This is a genomic window from Marinobacter profundi, from assembly GCF_002744715.1.
Classification (GTDB): domain Bacteria; phylum Pseudomonadota; class Gammaproteobacteria; order Pseudomonadales; family Oleiphilaceae; genus Marinobacter; species Marinobacter profundi.
The window spans coordinates 384,057-406,828 of the sequence record NZ_KZ319367.1 but is presented as its reverse complement, the minus strand read 5'-3'; the positions used below and the strand labels follow the sequence as shown (position 1 = coordinate 406,828).

Sequence of the window (22,772 nt, the reverse complement as noted above, 5' to 3'; positions counted from 1 at the left end):
CTGCTCCTATAATACGCCAAGACACCACGGCCCACCACTTGCACCCGGCATTTAAAGCCGCGCGCAGCCGTGTAATCATGTTTCAGGAACCTCACCTACAAGGAGTTAACAGTGCGAATCGCTGTCTTGCAACGCTGCTTTCCGGCCCTGGCCCTGGCTCTTCTGCTGGCAGGCTGTTCGGTTAACCCGGTTACCGGGAAGAAGCAACTGTCATTGATTTCCGAGAGCCAGGAAATGTCCATGGGCGCGGAGCAATACACGCCAACCCAGCAGACCCAGGGTGGCCAGTATTACCTGGATCCGGAACTGACCATGTACGTCCGCGAGGTCGGCCAGAAGCTGGCGCGGGTGAGCGACCGCCCTGACCTGCCTTACGAGTTCGTCATTCTTAACAACAGCGTACCTAACGCCTGGGCACTGCCCTCCGGCAAGATTGCGATCAACCGTGGCCTGCTGACCAAACTGGATGACGAAGCCCAGCTGGCCTCTGTGCTCGGCCACGAAATTGTTCATGCGGCGGCCCGTCACAGCGTCCAGCGAATGCAGACCGGGATGATCCTCAGCGCCGGCATGGCCGGACTCGGACTGATCCTCACCGACAACGAATGGGCCGGCATGGTGATGGGCGGTGCGGCAATCGGTGCCCAGATGGCCCTGGCCCAGTACAGCCAGGGCGACGAGCTGGAGTCGGACCGTTACGGCATTGAGTATATGGTGGAAGCCGGTTACGACCCGCAAGCCGCAGTGGAACTTCAGGAGCTGTTCGTGGAACTGTCCGAAGGCAAGGCCGCCGGGTTTGTCGAGGGCCTGTTCGCCACACACCCGCCGTCCCGGCAACGGGTCGAGGCGAATCGCAAACTGGCCGCGGCATACGGCTCCGGCGGCTATCGGGGCAAGGACGTGTACCAGCGCAAGCTGGCCTACGTGCGCAGCAAGCAGCCGGCCTACGATGCCCATGACAAGGCCATGGCACTGGCCGGCAAAGGGGATATGACGGGCGCCCTGGCGAACGTGAATGAAGCCATCCGCCTGGAGCCTCGGGAAGCCTCATTCTATGCCCTGCGCGGGCGCATCTACGACCACCAGAAGAATCCCGACAAGGCCGCCGCCGATTTTGACAAGGCGGTTTCGCTCTATCCGGAAATGTTTTCCTATCGCCTCTATAACGGTCTCAACGCCCTGCGGCAGAACAACCTTACCAAGGCCAAAGAAAACCTGACGCGTGCCAATCAGCTGGTGCCCACGTCCATCGCCTATCTGCGCCTGGGTGATATAGCGGTGAAGGAAAACCGCCGCGACGATGCCATCCGTTTTTACTCAACCGCCGCGGAAGCCGGCGGCGAGGTTGCCGAAGAGGCCAAGCGCAAGCTGGCCAGTCTCGCCCGCTGAACCGGCCCGACCGGCACGGAGCGCGTTCTCCGTGCCGGCGCTCTCCTCTTCGCGTCTCTCGTCTCTCGCCTCACCCCTTCACTCCGCCTGGTACCTGCGACTGCGCCAGTTTGTTGCCCTGCTGACGCACGACGGCTGTCATTGTTTGCATTGACTTCTAGAGCAATAACTCTAAAAATCAGTTCATACAGACAACAAACGGACCGTTGCCATGCTCGCAAAACGAATCCAACCGATGTTTTTCCAGGCCCGCCGGCTCTACGTGGAGCTGATGTTCCAGGTGATGGGACGGGCTCTGCAGGCCGTCAGCGAAATTGACGAAACTGTCCAACAGGAAGCCAACGCCCTGCCGGAGGGGTTCCTGTTCGAGATGATGGTGATGCCGGATGGCGCCCGGCTGATTGTGGAGCACACCGGAAACGGCCGGTTCCGTTATCTGGGTGACAGCGCACCGAGGGCCGTTGACCTGTCCATCCAGTTCAAGCACATAGCCCATGCCTTCCTGGTGCTGTCCTTCCAGGAGAAAACCTCGGTAGCCTTTGCCAATGACCGCATGCTGGTGGACGGTGACATCAGCCGCGCCATCCGCATGACGCGAATCCTGAACCGGCTGGAAGCCTTTATCCTGCCCAAGCTGATCGCCAAACGGGCCGTCAAGGAATACCCCGAGAACATCCACCTGCCCGAGAAACTGCTGAACGCAGCACGCATCTACCTGAAAGTAGCGACCAACTTCGTTGAGACGGTGAAAGCATAATGACTGACAAATTCTACGAGTTCTTCTGCCCGGTCAAAGTGATTGCCGGCAAAGCCGCCCTGGAGCACATCCCTTATGAGCTCTCCGGCCTGGCTGCAAAGCGCCCGATGATTATCACTGACAAGGGGGTTCGCGCCGCGGGCCTGCTCGATCCGGTGGTTTCCGCCTGCGAAGAAAGTGGCCTCGACATCGTGAGCATCTACGACGATGTGCCACCCGACTCGTCCAAGGCGGTCGTCAGGGACATCGCCGGCATCTATCGATCCGAGAAGTGCGATTCGATCATTGCCGTTGGTGGTGGTTCCGCCATTGATACCGCCAAAGCGGTCAATATCCTGGTGTCCGAGGGCGGCGACGACATTGCCAAGTACAGTGGTGCCGGCGTGCTGAAACACCCGCTCAAGCCGTTCTTCGTGGTTCCCACCACCGCCGGCACTGGTTCCGAAGTCACCGCGGTTGCGGTGATTGCCGACACCGAGAAGCACGTCAAACTGCCGTTCACGTCGTCGTTCCTGCTGCCCAATGCCGCCATTATCGACCCGCGGATGACCCTGACCCTGCCGCCCCACATCACGGCGGCGACGGCCATGGACGCCCTGACCCATGCCACCGAAGCGTTCACCTGCATGGCAAAGAACCCGCTCAGCGATGCCTACGCCACAGCCGCCATCAAGAAGATTACCGGCAACCTGCTGAAGGTGATGGATAGCCCGAAAGATGCCGACGGGCGCCTCGAACTGGCCCAGGCCTCGACCATGGCCGGCATCGCCTTCTCCAACTCCATGGTGGGCCTGGTCCACGCCCTGGGCCATGCCACCGGCGCCATCTGCCACCTGCCTCACGGCCTGTGCATGAGCCTGTACCTGCCCTATGTACTGGAATACAACCTCGAAACCATCCGCGAGCCGCTGGGCGAATTGCTGCTGTATCTCGACGGTGCCGACGTCTATGCCGCAACCCCGGCCAGTCGCCGTGCCGAGGCGGCTATCTCTGCTATTCGCCGCATGCGGGACGCCCTCTATAAGCGCTGCGAACTGCCACGCACCCTGAAGGAAACCGGCAAGGTGCTGGAAAGCCAGCTGGACGACATCGCCCGCGCCGCACTGGATGACGGTGCCATCATGTTCAACCCGAAGGAGGTGAGCCTGGACGACGCCAAGGCCGTCCTGGCCCGCGCCTGGGCCTGATTTGCACCAATCCCGACCGCGGGGGCGATCACGATCGACCCCGCGGTTAACCAGGGCCAGCGGAATTAATCAAAAGGAGTTATTGAAAAGTATCATTAAACCGGTAACAATCCGGTGAAAGCGCTGGCAGGGAAGCGGCCGTTTCATCCATACGGTAACCGAGCTCAGAGCCCGTATCTATGCCCTTCTTGAACATCCGCCGCATGATCGGCGTATCCGCAATCCTCGCCCTGGCAGCCGCCTCCGGACTGACCCTGGCCTCCCCATCGGAGAATTCTCCGGCCGAATCCAGAACACTCAAGTTCAATGTCTCACCCAATGGCTATCCCCCTTACGTGATCGTGGGTGAGAACGACTACTCCGGCATCGTCTGGGACGTGGTTACCCACATCGCAGACCGGCTGGACTACAAGGTTGAACCCAGGAAGATTCCACGCAAACGGGTAGACCAGATGCTGCTCGATGGCTATATCGATGCCACACCGCGGGCTATCGAATGGACCGAAAACCCGGAGCAGTTTGTGTTTTCCGATCCGATCGTTCGGGTGCAGGAAGTCTTTTTTGTCCCGCTGGACTCCAGTTTCGAGTACAACTCGCCTGACGACCTGCGCTCAAAAACCCTGGTAACCCACCTCGGTTACAAGTATCCGGTACTGGAGCCACTGTTGGAGTCCGGCGAACTGCAACGGTTTGATGTCTCCGAAGACAGCGACATGTTCGATTACCTGCTTCACGGCCGGCGCTTTGATGCCGCGGTGGCAGACCGGCTGCTGGGGCAATGGATCATCCGGCAGGAAAACCTCCAGGGTAAGGTTCGCTACACCACCAACAACATCAGCGACTACGGCTTCCGGCTGATGCTCCGACCGGAATGGCAGCCCTTTGTCGATCAATTCAACGAAGAACTGGCCGACCTCAGGGCCAGCGGTAAACTGGAGCACATTCTTTCCAGCTACCGCTGACCGGCGATCCACCCGGGCGGGCCGTCACTCCAGCCGCCGTAGCAGCAGCATGGGTGATACCCGCAACACCGGGGTCAATTGCCAGCGGCCAAATACCGCCAGCACCAGCGCGCTGACCAGCGGAATGGCGACAACAACCGGCCAGTGCCAGCGGAAGCCAGCCTCGAACATGCGGAACTGCAACGCCCAGACCGCTCCCTCGGCGGCGATCACCCCCAGCAGTCCCGCCACGAACCCCAGTACCGCAAACTCGATCATGGTAGCGCGCACCAGCAGAGACTGCCTTCCGCCGAGGGTCCGTAGCAGCGCCCCTTCCCGCTGCCGGTCCTGCAGCGTGGCACTGACCACCGCCGCCATCACCACCAGGGCCGCAGCCAGGATCAGGGCCAGAATGGCTTCAATCGCCTGGGTTACCTGGCGCACGATGTCCTGAATCCGCTCGATAATATGATCCACTTCGAGAATTGACACAGTCGGGAACTCCCTGGAAAAACCGTTCAACTCCGTCTTGCGCTCCCGGGTCAGATAGAAGCTGGTTATCCAGGTTGCCGGCATGTTATCCAGGGCGCCACCAGGCGGGAATGCCATGTAGAAATTGGGTTTCATGCTGTCCCACTGCACGGTGCGGATGCTGGTAACCGGTTCGGCGATGGTTTGCGAGCCGATGGTAAAACCCAGCACATCCCCCACCGTAACGCCCAGCCGTTCCGCCAGCTCTGCCTCAATGGATACGCCGGCGGTTTCACCGGCGCCAAACCACTGGCCGGCCACAATCCGGTTGTCCTCCGGCAGGCTGTCCATCCAGGTCAGGTTGAGCTCACGATTCAGCGCATTGATCCGTTCATCCTTGCTGACCGCCTCCAACACGGGCTGGCCGTTAAGTTCGGTCAGCCGGCCGCGCACCATCGGATAGAGCTGGTCCAGCGGCATGCCCCGCTGCTCCCAGTAGGTCGCCACGTCATCCACTGCGTCCGGCGCAATGTTAATCAGAAAGTGGTTGGGCGCATCGTCGGGAAGCTGCCCCTGCCAATCGTCCAGTAACGACGTGCGCACGAGGATAAGAGTCGCCGCAAGCATGAGGGTCATGGCGAATACGGCAATCTGGGACAGGCTGGCCCGACGGTGCCGGTAGAGGCCTACCAGAGCCAACCGAAGCGCACTGCCACCGCCTGACAACCGGCGCAACCCGGCAACCATTCCCCACCCGAGGGCCGCCAGCACCAGCAACAGCAGCGCCAGGCCGCCGATGAGGGCCACCACCAGGTACAAGTCCCGGGCGTACATCCAGACCAGTCCGAATACCGCAAGCAATGCAATCAGCAGATCCGGCAGGGCCTCGCGGCCCGACTCCCCGGGCTGGCTGCGCAGAACCCGCATGGCGGGAACATGGCGCAACCGCCGCACCGGCGGGTAGGCAAACGCAAACAGCGATACCAGTGCAGTCAACAGGGCCGGCGTCAGTGCTGCCGGGTCCACGCCGTAATCCACCGGCCGCTCCAGCGCCTCCGCCAGCAGGCCGGATAACAGCCAGTACAGGGGAATGGCCAGTGCCAGCCCACCGGCAACGCCGAGCAGCCCCCAAACCGCAAGCCGGCGCAGATAGAGTCGCCCGACCTGCTGCCCGGAGACACCGAGGGTTTTCAACAACGCCACGGTATCCCGCTGGGCCAGCGCATACTGGCGGCTGGCCACCGCCACCGCTACCGCGGCCAGCAATACCGCGAGACTACCTCCCAGCAGCAGGAAGCTTTCTGCCCGCTCCAGCGACTCGGAGAGGGTTTCGCCGTCGCGAATGCTCTCCCACTCATGGCTGGGCTGGAGCTGCGGCTGCAGCCACTTGTAGTAGGCGTCGAGCCGGGCTTCATCACCGGCAAACAGATAGACATATTCGACCCGGCTGCCCTCCTGGATGACCCCGGTCGCCGGTACGTCATCCACGTGCATCATGATGCGGGGCGCCAGCGCGCTCATGCGGAAACCACCATCCGGCTCCCGTACCAGCAAGCCCGTTACCCGCAATGCCAGACTTCCCACTTCAAGAGGATCACCGACCTGGAGGTCCAGTAACCGCAGCAGTCGCGGGGTTACCCAGACTTCCCCCGGGGCGGGGCCGCCGGATCGCATCTCGCGGGGCGCATCGGGGGTGGCCTGGTATTCGATCTCGCCACGAAGCGGATAGTCACCACTGACTGCCTTCACGGCCACCAGCTGGAACCCTTCACCACCAAACACCATGGTGGAAAACTCGATCATCTGTGCGGTTGCCAGCCCGCGGCTGGTGGCGCCGGCAACCCAGGCTTGCGGCACGGGCCGTCCGTTTTCGGCCTCCAGCTGCCGATCTGCAGCCAGGAACGCACTGGCCGAAGACACCAGCGTGCGCTGTAACTGGCTGGCGAACAGGGCAATGGTTGCAACGGTGGCAACCGCAATCACCAGTGCCGCCAGGACAACCCGGACATCCCGCTGCCGCAGATCACGTCCCGCAGACGCCAGTTTCTGTGAGGCTGCCATCAGGACAGGGCCTCCCGGCGACGCTCGGCACCTGCAGGTTCGGACAAAACGCCTGCTTCAATGGAAAACTGGCGCTGACAGCGCGTCGCCAGGTGCTCGTCGTGGGTGACCATCACCAGTGTGGTACCCTGTTCACTGTTGAGCGCCATCAACAGGTCGGAAATGGCCTGGCCGGTGCGGTTATCCAGATTACCGGTGGGCTCGTCGGCGAACAGGATTACCGGGTTGGAGGCAAAGGCGCGGGCAATGGCCACCCGTTGCTGCTCACCGCCGGAGAGCTGACGGGGAGTATGCTGCAGGCGCTGTCCCAGCCCCACCCGCTCGAGTAACTCGCGGGCCTTGCGTTCCGGGTGTTCAACACCTCCCAGTTCCAGCGGCAGCATCACATTCTCCAGGGCGGTGAGCGCCGGCAACAGCTGGAATGACTGGAAGACAAAGCCGACCCGCTGGGCCCGCAAGCGCGCCCGCTCATCCTCGTTCAGGTCACTGACCACCGCGCCGTCCAGCACCACCGATCCTTCCGACGGGGTATCAAGACCGGCAAGTAACCCCAGCAGCGTGGTCTTGCCGGAGCCGGAGCGACCGACAATGGCTACGGATTCTCCCCGATTGATTTCCAGGTTGACCCCCTGCAGGATCGTCAGCGTATCATTGCCCAGTTCAACCCGATGGGTCAGCTCGCTGACTTTCAGCATCGGCGTGCCGGCAGTGGTGGTGGGACGGTTCGGGTCGGTCACGGGATCTCCAGCTGTTTCGCTTGTTACCGGGTTACTATTTAAAGGGTTACATTTCACAGGATTACATTTCACAGGACTACTATGGATACGGTGTTTTTCCGTCTGAGATCAATCATCTTTCTGGTTATGGTGGTGATTGCCGGCACTTTGCAGGCAAGCCCGAACCCCATCAACCAGAGCACTACCGGCCAGAACGCTCTCAACCCGAACACCCTGCTGATCATGGGCGACAGCCTCAGCGCCGCTTATGGCGTGCAGACCGAGAACGGCTGGGTATCATTGCTCCGGAACCGTCTCGAGGATAACGGTCACGACTGGACCGTGGTCAATGCCAGTATCAGCGGCGAAACTACCGACGGCGGACTTCGCCGCCTGCCCGATTTGCTGTCCCGCCATGCCCCGGCAATTGTCATCATCGAACTGGGCGGCAACGACGGGCTCCGGGGCTTCCAGCCTTCCGTTATCGAACAGAATCTCGCACAGATGATCGAGCTGACCCGGGACGCCGGTGCTCGCCCCCTGCTTGTTGGCATGCAGATTCCACCGAACTACGGGCCGAGATACACCTCGATGTTCGCGGCGATTTACCCGAAACTGGCTGACAGCCATGACACCGGTCTGGTTCCGTTTTTCCTCGACGGAATCTATAACCAGAACGGCATGATGCAGGAAGATGGCATCCATCCCAGCAGCCAGGCCCAGCAAAAACTGCTCGACAACCTTTGGCCGGCGCTCGAGCCCATGCTCTCAGACAGCTGAAGCCAGCGTCCCGCCGTCAGGCCTCGAGTGTACCAAGGAAGCTCACCGCCCGTCGCTCCGACCAGTAGACACCATCACTGGTGCGTTCGACGAAGCCCACATGGCCGCCCCAGCGGGGCGCTTCCAGCCGGACATGATGACCGAGCAACGAGCGGGACTCGGGGAAACAGGCGGGAGACAGGAAGGGGTCGTCCGCAGCATTAACCATCAGTGCAGGCACCCGGATATCCCGCAGGTAATTGATGGCCGAACACTGCCGCCAGTAATCCTCCGCATCCCGGAACCCGTGCAGTGGTGCCGTATAGCGGTCGTCAAACTGGCGAAAATTCCGAATCTCGTCAAAACCGCTGACATCTATCACCTCGGGAAAACGCCGGGCCTTTTCGGTCATCTTGGCCTGCAAGTCCCTCAGGAAACGCTGCATGTAAATGCGCCTGCTGGGCCGGGCCAGCATTTCGGCGCTGCCGGCAAGGTCACAGGGCACCGAGTAGGTCACGGCACCACGGATCCGCGGGTCCAGCCGCTCCCCCTGCTGCCCCAGATACACCAGCGTCAGGTTGCCCCCCATGCTGAAGCCGGACAGGGAAATGGCATCGTAACCCCGGGTCAGGGCGTGACGGACCACCTGGTCGAGATCTTCGGTTGCACCACTGTGGTAAAACCGTGGCTGCCGGTTCATCACCCCGCCGCAGGAGCGAAAATTCCAGGCCAGCACATCCCAGCCTTCCCGCAGCAGCGCCCGGGTGAGTCCCAGCATGTAGGGCCGGCGGCTGTGCCCTTCCAGGCCATGGGACAGAACGGCGAGCCGCCGGTTGCCTTGGCGGTACCAGTCCAGGTGCAGCTCGTCGTCGTCCGGGGTGGCCAGTACCGCGGTCTCCGGCTCGTCGAGTTCAATGCGCCGGAACAGTGTCGGCCAGACCGACTGCAAGTGGCCGCTCCGCAGCCAGCGGGGAGGATGATACGAATTGTCCATTTTTTAACCTTGCAATTCAGGGGGTTGACCCGGAGAAATAAAGCCCTTAATATGCGCGCCACATTGATGCTGTTCCCCGATAGCTCAGTTGGTAGAGCAACGGACTGTTAATCCGTTTGTCCCTGGTTCGAGCCCAGGTCGGGGAGCCACTTATTCCGAAAAGCCGCTGCGCCAAAACGCCAGCGGCTTTTTTTATGACGTTTTTTATGGCACTGCCCGACGCCGGATGGCGGAGCGACCCGGCTCGGCCAGGCCACCCCTCCCGGACAATCAGTTAACCGCATCCCATTGCATGAATTCCCGCAACACCTGGTACAGAGTATAGCTGTCCCTGGTGCCGGTCATTTCCCGCACCGAGTGCATACCCAACTGGGGCACGCCAATATCCAGCGTGGTTACCCCCAGGTTGGCGGCGGTCAGCGGGCCAATCGTGCTGCCACATCCCATATCACTGCGTACCACAAAGGTCTGGCACGGCAGGCCCAACTCGTCACTGATGTGGCGATACAGGGCAGCGGAGCGACTGTTGGTGGCGTAGCGCTGGTTGTGGTTCACCTTGATCACCGGGCCCTGGTTGATCAGCGGACCGTGGTTCTCGTCGTGCTTGTCCATGAAGTTGGGGTGGATGCCATGGGCGTTATCCGCCGAGACCATCATCGAACGGGCAATTGCCCGGCCGCGGCCGGCACCGCACCAGCGCTCCAGCACCGCACCGAGGAACGGCCCCTGCGCGCCTTCAGCCGACATGCTGCCCACTTCCTCGTGGTCATTACACACCAACAGGGCCGGCTTCTGACCTGAGGTATCCAGCAGCGATCGCAGGCCGATGTAGCAGCTCAGCAGGTTATCCAGCCGCGCGGAGGCGATAAACTCCTCATTCAGACCTATCAGTGAGGCGGGCTGGGCATCGTAGAAGCTCAGCTCGTAGCCCAGCACCTTACGCACATCCACGTCGGGCTGCTGCTTGCGAAGCTGCTGGATAAGCAGCTCGTTGAGAGTGGTCTGGTCGTTTTCCGGAACCTGCATCATCACCGGTGGCAGGTCGGTCTGGGCATTCACCGAACGGTTGCTGTTGGCTTCACGGTCGAGGTGAATGGCCAGGCTGGGAATGAAGGCGACGGGGCGGGCAAAGTTCACCAGCAGGTCACGCACCTTGCCCTCGCCATCCAGGCAGGTTACCCGCCCGGCGAGTGACAGGTCGCGGTCGAACCAGGGGTTCAGCAAGACGCCGCCATACACCTCCACGCCCACCTGGAAAAACCCCTTGCGCCGGAGTTCCGGATTGGGCTTTACCTTGAGGCAGGGGCTGTCGGTGTGGGCACCGACCATGCGGATGCCAGCCCGGGCCGGATCGCCCTTGCCAGTCCGGAAGGCCACCAGCGAGGACCCATTGCGCACCACGTAATAGCCCTGCCCCTCGTCGAGATGCCACTCCTCACGCTCGTCAAGTGCCTGGAAGCCGGCAGCGTCCAGTTGGCGGGTCATCGCCTGAACGGCGTGCCAGGGCGTGGGTGATTCGTTGAGAAAGTCGAGCAGGTTCTGATTAAAATCCGCGTGTTCCATGATGTCCTTAATAAGCTGATAATCGTGGATCTAGTATGGCATGATGCCCCACGTCCGGATAAGACCGGAGTTACCGTTATTCTACGCCGCCGGCCCGCCAGGAGAACACTGTGCCCCTACCCCGCTTCATGGATATTGAGTACTGCCAGACTGACGATGCCCTGTTCCCCACGGCCATCGCCTGGTCACTGGCGGACGGCCGGATGAAAACCGTGGTTATCGCACCGGACGAGTCCTGGCTGCCGGATGGCGAGGAGCTTCCCGACGTCGACCTGTTCTACCTCGAGGAGCAGGGTGTGCCGCTGATCGAGCTGGCCCATGAGTTGCACCAGGACCTGCCGGACCAGACGGTATACGTGGACGGCCTGGATCCCGATGAGATTCTCGTCGACAAGATCTTTGACGCGGTCGGCATGGACGCGCCTTTCGAAGTGGCGCCGGTAACGGATCTGCTGCCGCAACTGGATTCCGATGATATCGAAGAGCGGCGCCGCGCCATTCTGTTCGAGCACGGACTTGAACCCCAGTTACCCGAGAACGGCGTCTATGCCCTGCTGATGCTGGCCCGGGAAGCCCACCTGACGGACCGCTGAGAGGCCGCCCGGCGTACGACGAACTGTGACCTGAGTCGACGTAACAATCCGTTACAGACGGCACAATTCCGTTGACTACGCCGCTTGGCATCCCCTCTCAAGGTCAGGAAATCACACAATAATGAACCAGGTGCTGCGAACCCTGCTGTTGCCCGGACTGGTGTCGGTAATCACCAGCACGCCCGTCACTGCGGCCGACGACGTTCCCCGCGAAGAACTCAACTATGTCGGTATACTCGCCACCGCCCTCGAACACCGGGGCGTGGGCACTGTCACCGAAGAAGAAGTCTGGAGCAGTGCCGCAACCCTGGTGGTCGGCGGCCACATCACCGACCTGTTCCACGCCGAACTCCGCGCCGGCGGCGGTTACAAGGACGCCACCGTAGAGGGCCTCGCCCTGTCGGTAGACTATTTCGCAAGCTGGTATCTCGGCATGCACTACCCGCTGACCGACTACGCCAACGTCTATGGCCAGTTCGGTTTTTCCTACATCAGCGGCGAAGCGGAACTGGCAAATCCGGACGCGGCCGAAAACCGCCAGTTCAGCTACCTGGAAGGCGATTATCCTGACAGCAGCTTCAGCGTGAGCTGGTTGGCGGGCATGGATGTGGAAATACTCAGTAACACCTACCTGGTGCTCGAGGGCGGCCGACTGTTCAAGGACACGGGTAGCGACGTGAACACCTTCCAGTTTTCCGGTGGCCTGCGTTACGAGTTCTGATCTCTTGCCAGCTCCACGCCGGCCGGCGAGCCACCGGGTTCAGCCCCGGTGGCGGATATGCCAGCAACGATGAATCTTCGGGTTACGCTGGAAATCGCGGTCGATGGTAGACGGCGACACCTCCTCAACCTGAAACATTTCCGCCAGTGATTCGTCCAGCTTGAAGCGACGGAAGTTGTTGGAGAAGATCAGCAATCCCTCCGAACTCAGGCGGGCCATGGCCTGCTCGATCATCCGGCCGTGGTCGCGCTGCACATCCAGCACCCCTTCCATCCGTGCCGAGTTGGAAAAGGTCGGCGGATCCATGAAGATCAGGTCAAACACCTCACCGGCTTTTGGCCGTGCCTCCAGCCAGGCCAGACAGTCAGCCTGCTCAACCTGATGATAGCGCGGCGACGCCCCGTTCAGGGCCAGGTTCTCCCGCGCCCAGTTCACGTAAGTCTTTGACATGTCCAGGCTGAGGGAACGGGTTGCGCCACCAACCGCGGCATGCACACTGGCCGCACCGGTATAGCAGAACAGATTCAGGAAACGCTTGCCGCGGGCATGGCGCTGGATCCAGTGGCGCACCGGACGATGGTCCAGAAACAGCCCGGTATCCAGGTAATCCCGCAGGTTGACCTTCAACACACAGCCGTGTTCATGGACATTGAAAAACTCACCGCTGGTGCCCTGCTTTTCGTATTGGCTGGTTCCGGTCTGGCGCTGGCGCTGCTTGCACACCATCACCGCACGGTCCATTTGCAGGGCATCGGGAATTACCGCCAGCGCCTCCGCCAACCGCTCGCGGGCCGAGCGGGCATCAACGGTTTTTGGAGCGGCGTATTCCTGGACGTGAATACGCCCTTCATAGATATCGATGGCCAGGGCATATTCCGGCATATCCGCATCGTAAACACGGTAACAGCCAATTCCCTGCTTGCGGGCCCACTGGCCAAGGGTCTTCATGTTCTTCTTCAGACGATTGGCCAGCATGGCGGCACGCTCCGGATTGGCAATCCGGGGCATGACCTCGCTGGGTTCACCGATCTCCTTCGGCGCCACTTCGCTGTCCTTGTCGACATTGAACAGCAACAACTGCGCCGGCAGCTTGCCGTTGAACAAGCGGTACTGCTTGTAGCTCCGCAGGCCCAATGACTTGCCAAACTCGGGGACGCCGGTAAAAACACCGAGTCGCCAGCCGGTCAGGTTCTCCCGCACCACCTCACCCAGGCGGTGATACAGCGTGCCAAGCTGCTTGCGATCGCTCAGCCGTTCGCCGTAGGGCGGATTGGTCAGCACTAGCCCCTGCACCGCCCAGTCGCCCTCAAGGGCAAACCGGTCCAGTTCCCGACACTCCACATGGACAACGCCCTCAAGCCCTGCCCGCTGCACGTTTCGCGCGGCAGTCGCAATCACATTGTGGTCCTGGTCGTAGCCGGCAATGCGCGGACACTGGCCCTGACGACCCTCGTGGGCGCGGCGTTCCGCTTCCTGACGCAACGCCAGCCACAAGTCCGGCTGATGGCCGAGCCAGCGCTGGAAACCAAAGCCCTCACGTTTGCGCCCGGGTGCCAGGTCCAGCGCCATCATCGCTGCCTCAATCAGCAGGGTACCAGAGCCACACATGGGATCGATGAAATCGCCACCCTGTGCCGCCAGCTCAGGCCATCCGGCCCGGATCAGCAGGGCAGCCGCGAGGTTCTCCTTGAGCGGAGCCGCACCCTGTTCGGTGCGGTAGCCGCGCTTGTGCAGACTGTCGCCGCTGAGGTCGATCCCCACTGCCAGGGTTCCCCGGTGCAGCCGGGCCGAAATGGTGACGTCAGGATCTTTCGGGTTCACCGACGGCCGCCGGCCATCACCGGTACGCAGCCGGTCGACAATACCGTCTTTCACCCGCTGGGCGCCGAACTGGGTATTGCGGATGGCTTCGTTCTGGCCGCTGAAACTTACCTTGAAGGTGCCGCTGACCGCCAGGTGGTCCTGCCAGTTGATGTCCTGTACCCCCTGGTAAAGCTCATCCCCGGTGGTGGCACTGACATCGGCCAGGTGCAGGATGACGCGGTTGGCCAGTCGCGACCACAGACAGGCCCGGTAACCCGCTTCCAGGGTGCCGCTGGCCCAGACTCCGGCCGGCGCGTTGCGGAAGGGCTCCATGCCGAATTCCTTCAGCTCATCGGCCAGAAGATACTCGATGCCCTTGGGGCAGGTTACAAAAAAGTTAAGTTCAGCCAAGTTGAGCTCCCGAAAGTGTAACGGCCGGCTAACAATGCGGATTCGCGTGGTTTCCTATGGTAACCCACCGCGTGTTATTTCACACAAACATAAGAAAGCTGACACATATATGAAATAAATAGTGTACATCGGCGCAACCTTCGACTTACCTTGTAGGTGACGCGTCGTTCCCGGGGCCGAAAAAAGGCCTCCGGACAAAGGATCCTGACTGTCCTGACTGGTATTGGCAAGTGAGCAAATACCCGGGTAGAAATCCCGGCCAACCCTGCTCAGCCGGTACGTTCAAGGCAGATGTGTACACTTTGTTCTGTTAATCCATCAGTGAGGAACGGCATGAAAAGACAGAAGAGAGACATGTACGCTCGTGCATTCAAACGGGGATACCTGGCTGGCGTGTCCGGTAAACCAAAAGACAGCTGCCCGCTCGAGCAACCGGAAGTGAGACAGGAGTGGTTAAACGGGTGGCGTGAAGGCCGTACAGATCAGTGGGAGGGCATGACCGGCGTTTCAGGCATTCACAAGATGGCGAATGTCACAGCCTGACCGGCAAGCAAGTACCTTTAACCTGGATCAGGACCCCGAAAGTTTACTCTGGTCTTTGAAGCAACAGATTAACTGAAACCACACAACAGGGAATTTTCAACAGAGCAACCCAAACGGGTCCTCCCGACCCGTACCATGCGATAACTCGCCACGGGGTTCGTTCCCCGCCAGGGCCCGCTTAGCGGGCCCATCTTTTTTGCGGTACAGATATTTATCGCACCCCTTATCGCACCCCTTATCGCACCCCTTATCGCACCCCTCGCCTGACACCTCACCGATCCTGTTGCAGGGCACGAATGGCCTCGACGGCTTCGCCGATCAGCGCAGGGCCCCGGTAGATAAAACCTGTGTAGATCTGGACCAGCTTCGCGCCGGCACGGATCTTTTCCGCGGCGCTGGCACCGTCGGTTATGCCACCCACACCGATGATCGGCAGGGTGTCACCCAGCTCGGCATACAGCCCTTCGATGACTCGTAATGACGGCTGCCGCACCGGCGCTCCGCTCAGACCTCCTGCTTCCTGTGCATGACAGTGTCCGGTGACGGCCTCACGAGCAATGGTGGTATTGGTCGCAATGACGCCATCCATACCACTGTCCCGCAAAGCGGCGGCCACAAAACGAATACCCTCATCGTCCATATCCGGCGCGATCTTGACGGCTATCGGAACGTACTTGCCGGTTTCCCGCTGCTGGATACCCTGCTCGTCCTTGATGGCTTCCAGCAGGCGCTTCAGGGAGTCGCCGAACTGCAGGTCCCGCAATCCCGGCGTATTGGGTGACGACACGTTGACCGTGATGTAGTCCGCGCGGGTGTAGACTGCGGCAATACCCTTGCGGTAATCGGATTCAGACTCCTCATTGGGAGTATCCTTGTTCTTGCCGACGTTGATACCGAGTACACCTTTGTACTTGCGCCGGTCAACGGCTGCCAGCAGGTGTTGCAGGCCTTCGTTGTTGAATCCCATGCGATTGATGATGGCCTGATGCTCGGGCAAACGGAACATCCGGGGTGCCGGGTTACCGGGCTGGGCCAGCGGAGTGACGGTGCCCACCTCGATAAAACCGAATCCCAGCGCCCCCAGCGCGTCCACATGGTCCGCATTCTTGTCGAGACCCGCCGCCAGGCCCACGGGGTTGGGAAAGTCCAGTCCCATCACCGTAACCGGCAAGGGCCGGACTGCCGGAACAAGCATTTTCAATACCCCGAGCTTCTCGGCCAGGTCCAGCCCCGTTAAAGTGACGTTATGAGCGCGTTCAGGCTCCAGTGTGAACAACAGGTTACGGAGAAGACCGTACATGTTATAACTCCTCGGGTGATTTGGCGGGGCCGATTTCTGTGCGCAGGAGTATACCGAAAGTTTTCCACAGACGCTTTCTGCATAATCCGATGACAGCTAAATGACTGTAAGGTTAAGGTGTTGTGACCTTTTCCACGGAATCTGTGGATAACTCTGTTGAAAATGCCTGACCATCGTTTGCGATCCCTTGGGAAGTGCGCCGCCCTACAGATTGATCATTTTTTAACCAGTTATTATTTGCTGTTAAATCATGAAGTTAAAAAGCCGGAAATGGTAATCTAACAGCCATGTAACGTCCGCTTTACACATCGCCTCTTATTTGGCATGTGCATAAAACGGACAAACGTACCAGATCGTCCATAATAGAGACTGCCTCTCCGACACACTGCCAGGATCCGCTTGCATGTCTGAAAACACGTCATCCGTTCACCCCAGGTACCACGGGCTCGACAAGGAACGGGATGCTGCCACCCGGGTCACCGTGATCGGTATGATCCTGGATGCAGCGCTCGGTATTATAAAATGTATTGTCGGTGCATTATTCCACTCCCAGGCGCTGATCGTGGACGGCATCCATTCCTTTACCGATGTCGCGTCAGACCTCGTGGTCATAGCGGTCATGAAGGTATCCCGCCAGGCCCCCGATGAGAATCATCCTTACGGCCATCAACGCATCGAAACCATTGGCACCATGGTGCTGGGCAGCATTCTGATCGCCGTCGGCGGTGCTCTGGCGTGGGACAACATCCTGCGCATGCTGGCCGGGGGCGTGACGGAAGCTCCGGAATGGCCGGTTCTGGCGGCGGCTGTCGTCTCGGTTATCGGCAAAGAGTGGATCTTCCGCTACACCCGCCACATCGGGCAACTTATCCGTTCCGACTTGATCATCGCCAATGCCTGGCACAGCCGGACCGACGCGTTTTCCTCCGTCATTGTGGTGCTATCCACCGTCGGGGCCATGCTGGGCTACATCTGGCTGGATGCCCTGGCCGCCATCATCATCGCCGTCATTGTTGGCCGGATCGGCTGGCAGTTTACCTGGGACAGCGTGAGGGAACTGGTCGACACCGGGCTGTCGCCGGAAGACACCAGCATGCTCACCGACACGGCGATGAAAACCGAAGGCGTACGCAATGTCCACGAACTGCGCAGCCGCCGTATGGGGCATGACATTCTGCTGGATATCCATCTGCAGGTCCGGCCGGAGATCAGCGTGTCAGAAGGCCACCATATTGGTATGCAAGTGGTGGAAGGGATGCGCAAACAACTGGATAACATCCGCGATATCAATTTCCACATTGATGCGGAGAATGATGAAGATGCGATGCCAACTTCCGAGCGGCTGCCAACCCGGGAGGAGATCCGCGCGCTGCTGGCGGACTATTGCGACGCCCTGCCCCCGCAGAGCCGGATTCGTCTGCATTATCTGCGCAACAAGGTGCACATTGAACTGATGTTCGAGCTTCCGTTCAGTGATTCCGCCCCCCGGGCTGCCGATATCGAAGCTGCGCTATCCGACTATGCCTGGTTTGGCAGCCTGCGGGTCTGGTACAGCGCGCCCCATTGAGCCGGGCCGCAGTCGCCCACTCAGCGCCTGCGGTTCTCCTCCATGCGTGACAGAAACTCCTGCATGATCAGGGTGTACAGCTCACCGCCGAGAAACTGATCCTCCACGCCGGAGTCGATGCTGGGGTTGTCGTTAACCTCGATCACCGCCACCCGGTTACCAGACTGTTTGATGTCGACACCATACAGACCATTGCCGATCAGCCGGGTGGCGTTCAGCGCTGCCTGAATCACGTTCCGCGGCACCTCATAGGTCGGCAGGGTTTCAAAGCCGCCGCTCTCGACCTGGGAGCCACCATGCTGGTAAATCTGCCAGTGACCTTTCACCATCATGTACTTGCACGCAAAAATAGCACGGCCACCCAGTACCCCGATGCGCCAGTCGTAATCTGTGTACAGGTACTCCTGCGCCAGCACCAGAGCAGATTGCCGGAACAATGCCTTCAGGCCTGCCCGCAAGGTTTTTTCGTCCTCAGCCTTGGTAACCCCGCGGGAAAAAGCACCATCAGGGATCTTGATTACAACCGGAAACCCCAGCTCACTGACCACCCGCTCCACGGCGTCCTTCTGGTCCTTCGAGAGAATCAGCGTCCTGGGTGTCGGTACCTTGTTGTTCTTCAGCAGGTCTGCCAGGAACACCTTGTTGGTACAACGCAGAATGGACACCGGATCGTCAATCACCACCAGGCCTTCTGCTTCCGCTTTGCGGGCAAAACGGTAGGTGTGATGATCGATAGCAGTGGTTTCCCGGATAAACAGGCCATCGTATTCCGGAATGCGCATGTAGTCGCGGCGGGTTATCTGCTCCACATTGATTCCCAGCTTGCGACCGGCTTTTTCAAAGCGGCCCAGGGCAACCTTGTCGCTGGGCGGCAACTCTTCGTCCGGGTTTACCAGTATGGCCAGGTCGAAACGGTAACGGCGCCGGGTCCGCGGTTTGCGCCAGACAATGCTGCTGAAGCGGTCCAGCGCCGCGGCAAACAGATCCTGCTCCGGCTCGCTCAGGTCCGCCGGAGATGCCGGTTTCATGGACTCGATCTGCCAGGTTTTACGGCGACGGAACACCACCTCCAGGATCGGGCACGGGAAACGCTCAAACAGCGCGCGGGCCACCGGCTTAAGGTCAGGGTGCTGGGCCTGGCCGAAATAGCTGCGGATACGCACCTCGTGAGTCGCGTTGCGATCATCACTGCCCGGCTCGATGGCGGAGCCGGAGGCTTCCAGCCACTGGATCACACTGGCGTCGAGTTCTTCAAGCTCCAGCGAAAACAGTCCCTTGCGACTGAGATCGTTGAGCGTCATCACCGACGGCACCACATGATGCCCCCGGGCTTCCGCCAGCAGCGAGCAATAGTAGCCCCTGCTCAGGTACCTGGCGCTCTGGCACAGATTGATAACCCGCACCCGACTCGCCGCTGGCGCGGAAAACTGGAGGTATTGGTCAAAGGTGAGAACGTCTTCGCTGGGGTAGTACGGAGCCCAGTCCTTGGCGCGATCGACAACGATCAACAGGCGAGACATAAATGGCATTCCTCCATTGCGGTGCGAGTCCTGAAAAGCGGAGAATACGCCGGCCCCGGAAGCGGTACAATCACTCGCCCATGAGTGCTTTTACGCATCCTCGCAGCCCTGCTGCTGCCTTTCAGCTTTACCTTCTCTCAACCATAATAGCGGACAACCCTACCCGCAATCTTCCACCCGGAAACGCCGGAGCCCTGCATTATGGCAAACCCTGAACTTCGCCTGGCGACCAGTCACGACCTGGACGCCCTGGTGGCACTGGAGAATCACACCTTCAGTGAAGACCGCATCTCCCGCCGCAGTTTCCGGCGGTTTCTGGAGATGCCGCGGGACCGGCTGATTGTCGCGCTGACCGACGGCGCGATTGCGGGTTATTGTCTGGTGCTGATGAATGCCGCCACCCGCCTGGCCCGGATCTACTCCATTGCCGTCTCGCCGGCCGCTAGGGGCCAGGGCATCGGGGAACAACTGGTGCGACGGGCTGAACAGGAGGCGGTCGGCGCGGATCGGATTGTCATGCGCCTGGAAGTCCGCGAAGACAACCACGGCGCCATCAACCTGTATCGCAGGCTGGGCTATCGCCAGTTCGGCACCTACCGGGACTACTACGAGGACCACGGCAATGCCCTGCGGTTCGAGCGCCGGATCCTGTTCTACGCGCCATCACAAAAGTTCCTGCCGGTGCCCTATTACCCTCAGACCACGGAGTTTTCCTGCGGCCCTGCAGCACTGATCATGGCCATGGCGGCAGTGGATGAGCAGCAGCCCCTTACCACCCTGGACGAACTGAAAATCTGGCGCGAAGCCACCACCATTTTCATGCTGGCGGGCCACGGCGGCTGCGGCCCCCACGGCCTCGCACTGGCAGCCTGGAACCGCGGCTTCCATGCGTCCGCTTACATCAGCAAGGAGGGAGCGCTGTTCAAGGACACGGTGAGAAATGACGACAAGAAACGAGTCCTGGAACTGGTGCACGAAGGCTTTATTCATGACATCGGGCAGACCGATATTCAGCTCCATCACGACCCATTGACCCTGGACGCCATGGAGAACGCCCTCAAAGAGGGCAAGATTCCGTTGATCCTGATCAGCACCTGGCAACTCAACCGCAGCCGCGTTCCCCACTGGGTGACCGTCTGTGCAATCGATGACCGGTTTGTGTACCTTCACGATCCGGAAATTGATACCGACGCCGGGGAAACCGTGGCCGACAAGCAGTATTTGCCCATCGACCGCCGGGTCTTCGAGAAAATGTCCCGCTATGGCGGCAGCCAGCCCTTACAGGCCGCCGTCATTGTCGGCCCGAAAAAATGACTGCTGCCGCGGCAGCATGGCTCGAGGCCCTGAGCCGGTCAGCCGGTCCGCAGGGCCGCTTCTTTCAAACCGGCAATCTCGTCCCGTAACCGCGCCGCCGTCTCGAAATCCAGTTCTGCGGCCGCCTTGTACATCTCATCCTCAAGCCGCGACACTTCCTTGAGCACTTCGTCCGGCGACCTGCCGCCGGCCTTCAGGCGATACTGCTCGGCCTCTTCCGCAGCCTTCTCGCCGGGACGCTCCCCGCGACGCCGGCCGCGCCCGCCACCGGCAGCCCCCTCCATGATGTCGGCAATCTTCTTGTTGAGCCCCGTCGGGGTGATGCCATGCTCCTCGTTGTACGCCATCTGTTTTGCCCGACGGCGCGCAGTTTCATCAATGGCCTTCTGCATGGAACCGGTAATCCGGTCGCCATAAAGGATCGCCTTGCCATGCACGTTGCGCGCCGCGCGACCGATTGTCTGGATCAGCGAGCGCTCTGAGCGGAGGAAACCTTCCTTGTCCGCATCAAGGATAGCAACCAGTGAAACCTCTGGCATATCAAGACCTTCGCGCAACAAGTTAATGCCAACCAGCACATCGAACTCACCCCGCCTCAGGTCACGAATGATCTCCACCCGCTCCACGGTGTCGATATCCGAATGCAGGTAACGCACCTTGATGTCGTGCTCCATCAGGAAGTCGGTCAGGTCTTCCGCCATCCGCTTGGTCAGGGTGGTTACCAGTACACGCTCCTGCACCGCAACCCGTGCATGGATCTCCGACAACAGATCATCCACCTGGGTGGACGCTGGCCGCACTTCGATTTCCGGATCCAGCAGCCCTGTGGGCCGCACCACCTGCTCGACGATCTGGCCAGCGTGTTCCGCCTCGTAGTTGGCGGGGGTAGCCGACACGAAGATCATCTGGGGGGCAATCCGCTCCCACTCGTCAAAGCGCATGGGCCGGTTATCGAGGGCGGACGGCAACCGGAAGCCATATTCCACCAGGGTTTCCTTGCGGGACCGGTCCCCCTTGTACATGGCGCCAATCTGCGGAATGGTCACATGGGATTCGTCCACCACCAGCAGGGCATTGGGCGGCAGGTAATCAAACAGCGTGGGCGGCGCCTCGCCCGGGCGACGGCCGGACAGGTAGCGGGAGTAGTTCTCGATACCGTTACAGTACCCCAGCTCCATCATCATCTCGATGTCGTACCGGGTCCGCTCCTCCAGACGCTGGGCTTCCACCAGGCGATTGTTATCCCGCAACTGCTGGAGACGTTCATCGAGCTCTACCTTGATTTTCTCAACCGCATCCAGCACCGTCTGGCGGGGCGTCACGTAGTGAGACTTGGGGTAGATGGTTACCCGGGGAACCCGCCGCAGAACCTCCCCGGTGAGCGGGTCGAAATAACTGAGATTCTCCACCTCGTCATCAAACAGTTCGATGCGGATGGCCTCCTTTTCGGATTCCGCCGGGAAGACATCGATGACCTCTCCGCGCACCCGGTAATTGGCCCGGTGAAACTCGATATCGTTCCGCGTGTATTGCAATTCAGCCAGCCGGCGAAGAATGTCCCGCTGGTCGATGTGGTCACCGCGATCGAGGTGCAGCATCATTTTCAGATAGGACTGGGGGTCACCCAGGCCGTAGATCGACGACACGGTTGCAACAATAATGGCGTCCGGGCGCTCCAGCAGTGCCTTGGTGGCAGACAGCCGCATCTGCTCGATGTGCTCGTTGATCGAGGCGTCTTTCTCGATGAACGTGTCAGAGGAGGGAACATAGGCCTCCGGCTGGTAGTAATCGTAGTAAGAGACAAAATACTCAACCGCATTGTCCGGGAAGAACTCACGGAATTCCCCGTACAGCTGGGCGGCCAGCGTCTTGTTGTGGGCCATGATGATGGTCGGACGCTGCACCCGCTCGATGACGTTGGCAATGGTAAAGGTCTTGCCTGAGCCGGTTACGCCCAGCAGGGTCTGATGTGCCAGGCCCGACTCGATGCCGTCCACCAGCCCTTCGATGGCTTTGGGCTGGTCGCCGGCGGGGGCGTAGGGTGAATCGACCCGGAAAACCCCTTCCTTTTTCGGTGCTGTGGAATCTGTAGTGGCCATAACTGGCAAAGAACCTCCGGAATAGCGCTGGCAGAGTGCAGAGAAACTTATCGTTGCGCGGGC

18 protein-coding genes and 1 tRNA gene are annotated in these 22,772 nt (G+C 60.5%); 11 read left to right on the top strand and 8 right to left on the bottom strand.

The window, feature by feature from the left end; all coding sequences use genetic code 11:
- Window positions 1-111: 111 nt before the first annotated feature.
- The 4 genes from CLH61_RS01775 to CLH61_RS01760 all read left to right on the top strand — a co-directional run bounded on the left by CLH61_RS01775 (window position 112) and on the right by CLH61_RS01760 (window position 4,295).
- Window positions 112-1,389, top strand: coding sequence for a M48 family metalloprotease (locus tag CLH61_RS01775; RefSeq protein ID WP_228152496.1), 1,278 nt, complete (start codon window positions 112-114; stop codon window positions 1,387-1,389).
- Between the two features lie 211 nt (window positions 1,390-1,600).
- Complete coding sequence (locus CLH61_RS01770; RefSeq protein WP_099612981.1) at window positions 1,601-2,146, top strand: hypothetical protein; 546 nt, start codon at window positions 1,601-1,603, stop codon at window positions 2,144-2,146.
- Window positions 2,146-3,333, top strand: coding sequence for an iron-containing alcohol dehydrogenase (locus CLH61_RS01765; RefSeq protein ID WP_099612980.1), 1,188 nt, complete (start codon window positions 2,146-2,148; stop codon window positions 3,331-3,333). Before CLH61_RS01770 ends, CLH61_RS01765 begins: the two co-directional genes overlap by 1 nt.
- Window positions 3,334-3,512: 179 nt before the next feature.
- Window positions 3,513-4,295, top strand: coding sequence for a substrate-binding periplasmic protein (locus CLH61_RS01760; protein ID WP_228152495.1), 783 nt, complete (start codon window positions 3,513-3,515; stop codon window positions 4,293-4,295).
- Window positions 4,296-4,319: 24 nt separating this feature from the next.
- On the opposite strand, the gene CLH61_RS01755 is transcribed toward CLH61_RS01760, so the two are convergent.
- On the bottom strand, window positions 4,320-6,806 hold the full coding sequence (locus CLH61_RS01755) for an ABC transporter permease (protein ID WP_099612979.1): 2,487 nt from the start codon (window positions 6,804-6,806) through the stop codon (window positions 4,320-4,322).
- The gene (locus tag CLH61_RS01750; RefSeq protein WP_099613219.1) at window positions 6,806-7,501 is read right to left on the bottom strand and encodes an ABC transporter ATP-binding protein; all 696 of its coding nucleotides are present in this window, start codon (window positions 7,499-7,501) and stop codon (window positions 6,806-6,808) included. The genes CLH61_RS01755 and CLH61_RS01750 overlap by 1 nt, the downstream gene beginning before the upstream one ends.
- Before the next feature lie 123 nt (window positions 7,502-7,624).
- Here CLH61_RS01750 and CLH61_RS01745 point away from each other — a divergent pair, with 123 nt between their 5' ends.
- Window positions 7,625-8,302: an arylesterase gene (locus CLH61_RS01745; RefSeq protein WP_228152494.1), complete on the top strand. Its 678-nt coding sequence runs from the start codon at window positions 7,625-7,627 to the stop codon at window positions 8,300-8,302.
- Window positions 8,303-8,318: 16 nt separating this feature from the next.
- On the opposite strand, the gene CLH61_RS01740 is transcribed toward CLH61_RS01745, so the two are convergent.
- Window positions 8,319-9,275 carry a YheT family hydrolase gene (locus CLH61_RS01740; RefSeq protein ID WP_099612978.1) on the bottom strand — a complete coding sequence of 319 codons (957 nt, stop codon included), beginning with the start codon at window positions 9,273-9,275 and terminating at the stop codon, window positions 8,319-8,321.
- A 73-nt stretch (window positions 9,276-9,348) separates the two neighbouring features.
- Here CLH61_RS01740 and CLH61_RS01735 point away from each other — a divergent pair.
- Window positions 9,349-9,424: transfer RNA gene (locus CLH61_RS01735), tRNA-Asn, on the top strand.
- Between the two features lie 121 nt (window positions 9,425-9,545).
- Here CLH61_RS01735 and CLH61_RS01730 read toward each other — a convergent pair.
- Window positions 9,546-10,838, bottom strand: coding sequence for a M18 family aminopeptidase (locus CLH61_RS01730; RefSeq protein ID WP_099612977.1), 1,293 nt, complete (start codon window positions 10,836-10,838; stop codon window positions 9,546-9,548).
- Window positions 10,839-10,948: 110 nt separating this feature from the next.
- On the opposite strand from CLH61_RS01730, the gene CLH61_RS01725 reads away from it, so the two are divergent.
- Together CLH61_RS01725 and CLH61_RS01720 are read left to right on the top strand one after the other, a co-directional pair.
- Window positions 10,949-11,431 carry a hypothetical protein gene (locus CLH61_RS01725; RefSeq protein ID WP_099612976.1) on the top strand — a complete coding sequence of 161 codons (483 nt, stop codon included), beginning with the start codon at window positions 10,949-10,951 and terminating at the stop codon, window positions 11,429-11,431.
- 121 nt (window positions 11,432-11,552) lie between these two features.
- The gene (locus CLH61_RS01720; protein ID WP_099612975.1) at window positions 11,553-12,152 is read left to right on the top strand and encodes an outer membrane beta-barrel protein; all 600 of its coding nucleotides are present in this window, start codon (window positions 11,553-11,555) and stop codon (window positions 12,150-12,152) included.
- A 39-nt stretch (window positions 12,153-12,191) separates the two neighbouring features.
- On the opposite strand, the gene rlmKL is transcribed toward CLH61_RS01720, so the two are convergent.
- Window positions 12,192-14,366: a bifunctional 23S rRNA (guanine(2069)-N(7))-methyltransferase RlmK/23S rRNA (guanine(2445)-N(2))-methyltransferase RlmL gene (rlmKL, locus tag CLH61_RS01715; protein WP_099612974.1), complete on the bottom strand. Its 2,175-nt coding sequence runs from the start codon at window positions 14,364-14,366 to the stop codon at window positions 12,192-12,194.
- Window positions 14,367-14,699: 333 nt separating this feature from the next.
- On the opposite strand from rlmKL, the gene rmf reads away from it, so the two are divergent.
- On the top strand, window positions 14,700-14,909 hold the full coding sequence (gene rmf, locus CLH61_RS01710; protein WP_099612973.1) for a ribosome modulation factor: 210 nt from the start codon (window positions 14,700-14,702) through the stop codon (window positions 14,907-14,909).
- 271 nt (window positions 14,910-15,180) lie between these two features.
- Here rmf and CLH61_RS01705 read toward each other — a convergent pair whose 3' ends face one another.
- On the bottom strand, window positions 15,181-16,209 hold the full coding sequence (locus CLH61_RS01705; RefSeq protein WP_099612972.1) for a quinone-dependent dihydroorotate dehydrogenase: 1,029 nt from the start codon (window positions 16,207-16,209) through the stop codon (window positions 15,181-15,183).
- 403 nt (window positions 16,210-16,612) lie between these two features.
- Here CLH61_RS01705 and CLH61_RS01700 point away from each other — a divergent pair, with 403 nt between their 5' ends.
- Entirely contained in the window at window positions 16,613-17,776 is a 1,164-nt protein-coding gene (locus tag CLH61_RS01700; RefSeq protein ID WP_099612971.1) for a cation diffusion facilitator family transporter, read from the top strand.
- A 20-nt stretch (window positions 17,777-17,796) separates the two neighbouring features.
- Here the strand turns inward: CLH61_RS01700 and CLH61_RS01695 are convergent, their stop codons facing one another.
- Window positions 17,797-19,296 carry a RimK family protein gene (locus tag CLH61_RS01695; protein ID WP_099612970.1) on the bottom strand — a complete coding sequence of 500 codons (1,500 nt, stop codon included), beginning with the start codon at window positions 19,294-19,296 and terminating at the stop codon, window positions 17,797-17,799.
- Window positions 19,297-19,497: 201 nt separating this feature from the next.
- Between CLH61_RS01695 and rimI the strand changes: the two genes are divergently transcribed.
- Window positions 19,498-20,610 (top strand): ribosomal protein S18-alanine N-acetyltransferase, encoded by a 1,113-nt coding sequence (gene rimI / locus CLH61_RS01690; RefSeq protein ID WP_099612969.1) that lies wholly within the window; start codon window positions 19,498-19,500, stop codon window positions 20,608-20,610.
- Window positions 20,611-20,648: 38 nt separating this feature from the next.
- Here the strand turns inward: rimI and uvrB are convergent, their stop codons facing one another.
- Window positions 20,649-22,709 carry an excinuclease ABC subunit UvrB gene (uvrB, locus tag CLH61_RS01685; protein WP_099612968.1) on the bottom strand — a complete coding sequence of 687 codons (2,061 nt, stop codon included), beginning with the start codon at window positions 22,707-22,709 and terminating at the stop codon, window positions 20,649-20,651.
- Between the last annotated feature and the right edge of the window lie 63 nt (window positions 22,710-22,772).